Here is a 5,149-nt window from a genome sequence, read left to right on the forward strand (position 1 = left end):
TGATATTGACGCCGCCAAACATCACCATGGACGTCAGCGAGGTGTACTTGCCATAGGTTTGCACCGATTCGGCGACCTGCGCGGTCAGTTCACGCGTCGGGGTCAGGATCAGGCAACGGGGGCGGCCGGGCTTGCGGGCCTCGGGCTTTTTCTGCGACAGCAGGTGCAGGATCGGCAGCGTGAAACCGGCGGTCTTGCCGGTGCCGGTCTGGGCGGCTGCGAGCAGGTCGCCGCCTTTCAGCACTTGCGGAATGGCCTGGGCTTGAATGGGCGTGGGCGCGGTGTAGCCGGTGTCGGCAATGGCGCGCAACAGCGAATCAGCCAGCCCGAGGTCGGCGAAAGGGGAAGTGGTAGTCAAAACAGCTCCAGCGGCAGCCTGTCGCTCTATTTGAGAGACTCCAATCCAGGCGGTCGAATAAGGAGAAAAGGGAAGCGCCCATCAGGGCGAAGCTTGGCGGCGAAGGGCCGAGCGGACGTGCGCAGATTGGCTTGGCGCACGGAACGGATTGTAGCTGATGTGGCGGCGCAGCAAGCGCTTAAAAGGCCTCTATAGAATCATTCAGCAATATTTTGAATTAAATTAGAACAAAATAAGTGTTTTCCCTAGTCGGCCCTCCCTATAATCCGTCGGCTTTCATCTATTCAAAATAAAAGGGATGCAATGAAGAAATCGGCATTGGTTGGCATCGTCGTCGCGCTGGGCGCGGTCTGGACCGGCACGGCTTGGTACACGGGCCAAAAGGCCGAAGCCTTCGTCAAGCAGGCCATCGAGGACTCGAACGTCGAGCTCAAGAAGGTCGCTGACAAGTGGGGCATCAATGCCGTCGCGGAGCTGGTCTCGTTCGACCGCGGCGTCTTCACCTCGACTTCCCGCTATCGCATCAAGTTCACCACGCCCGCCGCCGAAGGCAAGCCCGCGCAAGAGCGCGACGTGGTCTTTGTCGAACACCTGAGCCACGGTCCCCTGCCGTTCTCCAACCTGAAGTCGGGCAAGTTCATGCCGGCCATGGTGGCCAGCGATTTCGCGCTGGAAGAAAGCGAGACGGTCAAGGATTGGTTCGCCGCCGCCAAGGGCGCCGTGCCGCTGTCGGGCCACTACAGCGTCAGCTACGGCAAGGACATCACCGGCACGTTCAACATGGCCCCGGTCGAGGTCGCCAAGGACACCACCAAGCTCGTGTTCTCGGGCATGAAGGGCGACTTTGATTACGCCACGTCCACCAAGCGCGGCATCTTCGACGTCGCCGTCGACAGCCTGGAGCTGTCGGGCCCGTCCGACACCAGCGACATCACCGCCATGGCAGTCAAGGGCATCACCCTCACCAGCGACCTGAAGCCGGCCGCCAACGAGATGTACGTGGGCAGCCAGAAGGTGACGCTCAAGGACTGGACGATCACGTCGCGCGAAAAGCCGCCTGTCCAGCTCAAGGACACGTCGATCGCCGTGGACATGACCGAGAACGGTGCGGCCATGGGCGCCAAGATGGCCGTGGACTTCGGCATGATCAACGTGCAGGCTAAGGACATGGCCGGCCTGAAGCTGGTCATCGACGCGCAGAACATGGACTCCAAGGCGTTGAAGTCGCTGAACGACATCTATGAGGCCGCCTCGCGCCGCATGCTGCAAAGCAAGGGCGAAGAGCAGACGCCGCAATTCACGGACGAAGAAAAGGCCCTGATCCAGACCAACGTCGAGCAACTGCTGGCCGGCAACCCGACGCTGGCCGTCGCGCCGCTGGAAGTGCGCACGGCCAACGGCACGTCGACGTTCAACCTGGACGTGGCGCTGGTCAAGCCCGCCGCGCTGGAAGGCGACGCGTCCGACATGGCGTTGCAGGCCCTGAAGAAGCTGGATGCCAAGCTCGTGCTGTCCAAGGGCAACCTGGCGGACCTGATGGCCATCGAACCGCAAATGCGCGGTGTGGCGGCCGAACAGGCCGCGCAGACCGCCAAGGGCCAGGTTGAAATGGTCGGCACCATGGCCACGGCAATGGGCCTGGGCAAGATCGAAAACAACAACATCGTCTCCTACCTGAACTACGCCGACGGCCAGGTCGACTTCAACGGCAAGAAGATGCCGCTGCAGCAGTTCCTGATGATGGCGATGGGCGGCGTGCTGGGCGGCATGCGCTAAGCTGCCGCAACACGATTGGCACGCCGCGATCTTCTCGGCGTCGCCTGCGACGGGCTGTCCTTGCGACAGCCCGTTTTTCTTTATGATCGGCCCTTGCGGCAATCACGGCGTATCTCAAACGGACAGAGGCATCATGAACAAGCGGATCGTGGCGGGNNGGTGGCGGTGGTGGCTGCGGCGTGGGTCGGCACCGCGTGGTACACCGGCAAGCAGATCGAAGCCCGGCTGGCGCAGGACGTGCAGGCGTTGAATGCAGAGGCGCATCGCCTGAGTGCAAAGCTGGGCGTGCCCGTGACGCTCGAACTGCAATCGTTTGAACGCGGCGTGTTTTCGTCCGATGCGCGGTTCGGTGTGAAGGTGACGTTGCAGTCTGGCCGCAAGCCGGCCGAGAAGGCATTCGCGTTCACGAGCAAGATCGAGCACGGTCCGTTTCCCGCCTCGCGGCTTTCGTCAGGCGACATCGCGCCCGTGATGGCGGCGGGCCGGCTGCACATGACCGAGACGCCCGACGCAGCCGCCTGGTTCGCGGCGGCGGGCGGATTGGCGCCGGTGACGGCAAACTTCCTGATCGCGTATGACCGCGACTTTTCCGGCGATCTGGCGCTGGCGCCCGTCAAGTATGCCGACGCTCCGATCACGTTCGACTTCTCGGGCTTGCAGATGCAGGTCAAACATGCCGGCGACGGCACGCACGACACGGTGTCACTCGCCGTCAACAAGGCCTCGCTGACCGAAGTGATCAGGGGCAATCCCAACACGCTGACCCTGGATGATCTGGCGGTGTCGCATGAATTGTCCGGTACCGCGGCGTCCTCCACGAGTAGTTCGACGCTGACGGTCAAGCAATGGGCGTCCGATATGGACAAGCTGCCGCTGGGCCTGAAGGACATTGCGCTGACGCTGGGTTCGGAAGGGACACGTGAGCGCATGGCCGGCAAAATGACGCTCGATGTCGGCAGCATCAGCGTGCGCCACTTGCATGTGGCCAAGCTGCGGATGGCGGCGGGCGGCAAGGACATGGACGTGGCGGCGCTCAAGGCGTTTCAGGACGCCACCACAAGCACGCCGTTGAACGCGAAAAAGGCCGATCCGCTTTCGGGTGACGGGATGCTTGCCGCGTCGCAAATGTTGAAGTTTCTTCTGGCCCGTCCCAGCTTCACGCTGTCGACGCTGCAGGTCGATACGGCGCGAGGCACGTCGACGCTCAGCCTGGACATTGGCCTGGACTCGCCGTCATTCTGGAAACGCGACCCCATCGCCGTCGCCAAGGAGGTCGTGCGCAACCTGAGCGTGCGATTGAAGCTGTCGCCGGACAACCTGGCCGATGTGATCGCGGCGCGGGCGGAACTGAAGGGCGCCACGCGTGAGGCGGCCCGGTCGGCGGCCGAGCGGGAAGCCGCAGGGCTGCGCGGCCTGATCGCCGCCACGCCCTGGGCCCGTATCGAGGACGGCGTGATCCAGTTCGAGGCGGACTACCGCGATGGTCAAGTCGACATCAACGGCAAGCGCATCCCCATCGAGATGTTCTTGGGCCAGATGATCATGCGCAATTCGCCGGGCGCCGCGCCGGCGCCCTGACATTCAGAACGGCAAGGCGCCCGCCGCGAGTTCGCCGTTGCGCAGCACGGCCACGTGAAACCGCTTGTCCGCGGCCTTCATAATGTCTTCAGCCGGGTCGCCCTGCACCAGCAGCAGGTCGGCCACCTTGCCCTCTGCAATCACGCCGTGGTCGGTCATGCCCATCAGATCATGGCCGCGCGACGTGCCGGCGATCAACGCGTCCACCGGCGTCATGCCGAACTCCACCATGTAGGCCAGTTCCATGGCGTTCTCGCCGTGCAGGTTGAACGGCGTGCCCGCGTCGGTCCCCAGCGCGATGCGCCCGCCCGCCTTGTAATACATCTGGAACGACTCGCGATGCCGCTGTTCCACCGCGCGGGCCTTTTCCACCGCGTACGCGGGTATGCCGTTGTCGGCGTTGGCGATGATGTTGCGCACGGCGGCGATGGTCGGCACGAGATACGTCTCGGCCTCCAGCATTTCACGCAGGCAGTCGTCGTCCATGAAGATGCCGTGTTCGATTGAATCGATGCCGGCGCGCACCGCGTTCAGGATGCCCTGTGTGCCCTGCGCGTGGCTGGCGGTGCTCTTGCGAAAGCGCTTGGCCTCGTGCACGCCCGCCTTCATCTCGTCGAAGCTGTAGTGCGCATCCATGGGGCTGACGCCCGGCGTCATGACGCCGCCCGTGGCCATGATCTTGACCAGATCGCAGCCGGCGTGAACCTGTTCGCGCACGGCCTTGACCACTTCCTCGCATCCGTCGGCCACGCGGCCGATTCGGTTGCCGTGGCCGCCCGTCATGCAGATGATGCGGCCCGACGCCTTGATCGTGGGACCGGGAAAAACGCCGCGCGCGATGGCATCGCGCACGCCGAATTCCAGATAGTCCTTGCCGCCGCAGTCGCGTAGCGCCGTGACGCCGCCGCGCAGGCTGGCCTGCGCGTTCTCCAGCGCGGTCAGCGTGATCTGCGCGGGGCCCTGCTTGCTCAATTGGGCGTTGGGGTCGGCGCCGCCGGTGTACACCAAGTGCACGTGGCAATCCGCCAGGCTGGGCATGAGCGTCATGCCGGTGGTGTCCACCCTTGCACCCGCGTAGCCTGAGAATTCGCCCGCAGGCGCCACGCGGGCCACGCGTGCGCCCTCGACCAGCACGCCGTGGTCAGGCAGTGTCTGCCCCTCCCCGTCGAAAACCTTGCCGCCGATGAAGAGGGTTTGCCGTGACTCGCTCATGTCAGTGGACTCCGTTGGCGCGCGGTTTCAACCCACTACGTCCAGGCCCTCGCGGGACATGGATTGCAGGCGGGGCATCAGACCGAGCAGGTGTTGGCTGTAGGGGTGCTGCGGGTGTTCGAACAGGGTTTCGGTCTCAGCGACTTCCAGCAGTTCGCCGTGGCGCATCACGCCGACGCGATCGCACATCTGCCGGATCACCGGCAGGTCGTGGCTGATGAACAG

Annotated in this window: 4 protein-coding genes and 1 pseudogene; 2 read left to right on the top strand and 3 right to left on the bottom strand. The window is 64.1% G+C overall.

Features of this window, described 5'->3' with window-relative positions; genetic code table 11:
• A partial coding sequence (locus B3446_RS26660; RefSeq protein ID WP_291387002.1) for a DEAD/DEAH box helicase occupies positions 1–358 on the bottom strand: 358 nt, incomplete at its 3' end.
• 303 nt (positions 359–661) lie between these two features.
• Here B3446_RS26660 and B3446_RS26665 point away from each other — a divergent pair.
• Positions 662–2,134, top strand: a complete 1,473-nt coding sequence (locus tag B3446_RS26665; RefSeq protein ID WP_291387004.1) for a YdgA family protein — start codon at positions 662–664, stop codon at positions 2,132–2,134.
• A gap of 159 nt (positions 2,135–2,293) precedes the next feature.
• On the top strand, positions 2,294–3,712 hold the full coding sequence (locus B3446_RS26670; protein ID WP_291387006.1) for a YdgA family protein: 1,419 nt from the start codon (positions 2,294–2,296) through the stop codon (positions 3,710–3,712).
• A 3-nt stretch (positions 3,713–3,715) separates the two neighbouring features.
• On the opposite strand, the gene B3446_RS26675 is transcribed toward B3446_RS26670, so the two are convergent.
• A complete protein-coding gene (locus B3446_RS26675; RefSeq protein WP_191576256.1) occupies positions 3,716–4,924 on the bottom strand; it encodes a metal-dependent hydrolase family protein in 1,209 nt (402 codons plus the stop codon).
• A 27-nt stretch (positions 4,925–4,951) separates the two neighbouring features.
• Positions 4,952–5,149, bottom strand: a pseudogene (locus tag B3446_RS26680) (ABC transporter ATP-binding protein); the annotation flags it as partial.

This window comes from Achromobacter sp. UBA5777 (assembly GCF_002418565.1).
In the GTDB taxonomy this organism is placed as follows: Bacteria; Pseudomonadota; Gammaproteobacteria; order Burkholderiales; family Burkholderiaceae_B; genus Achromobacter; species Achromobacter animicus.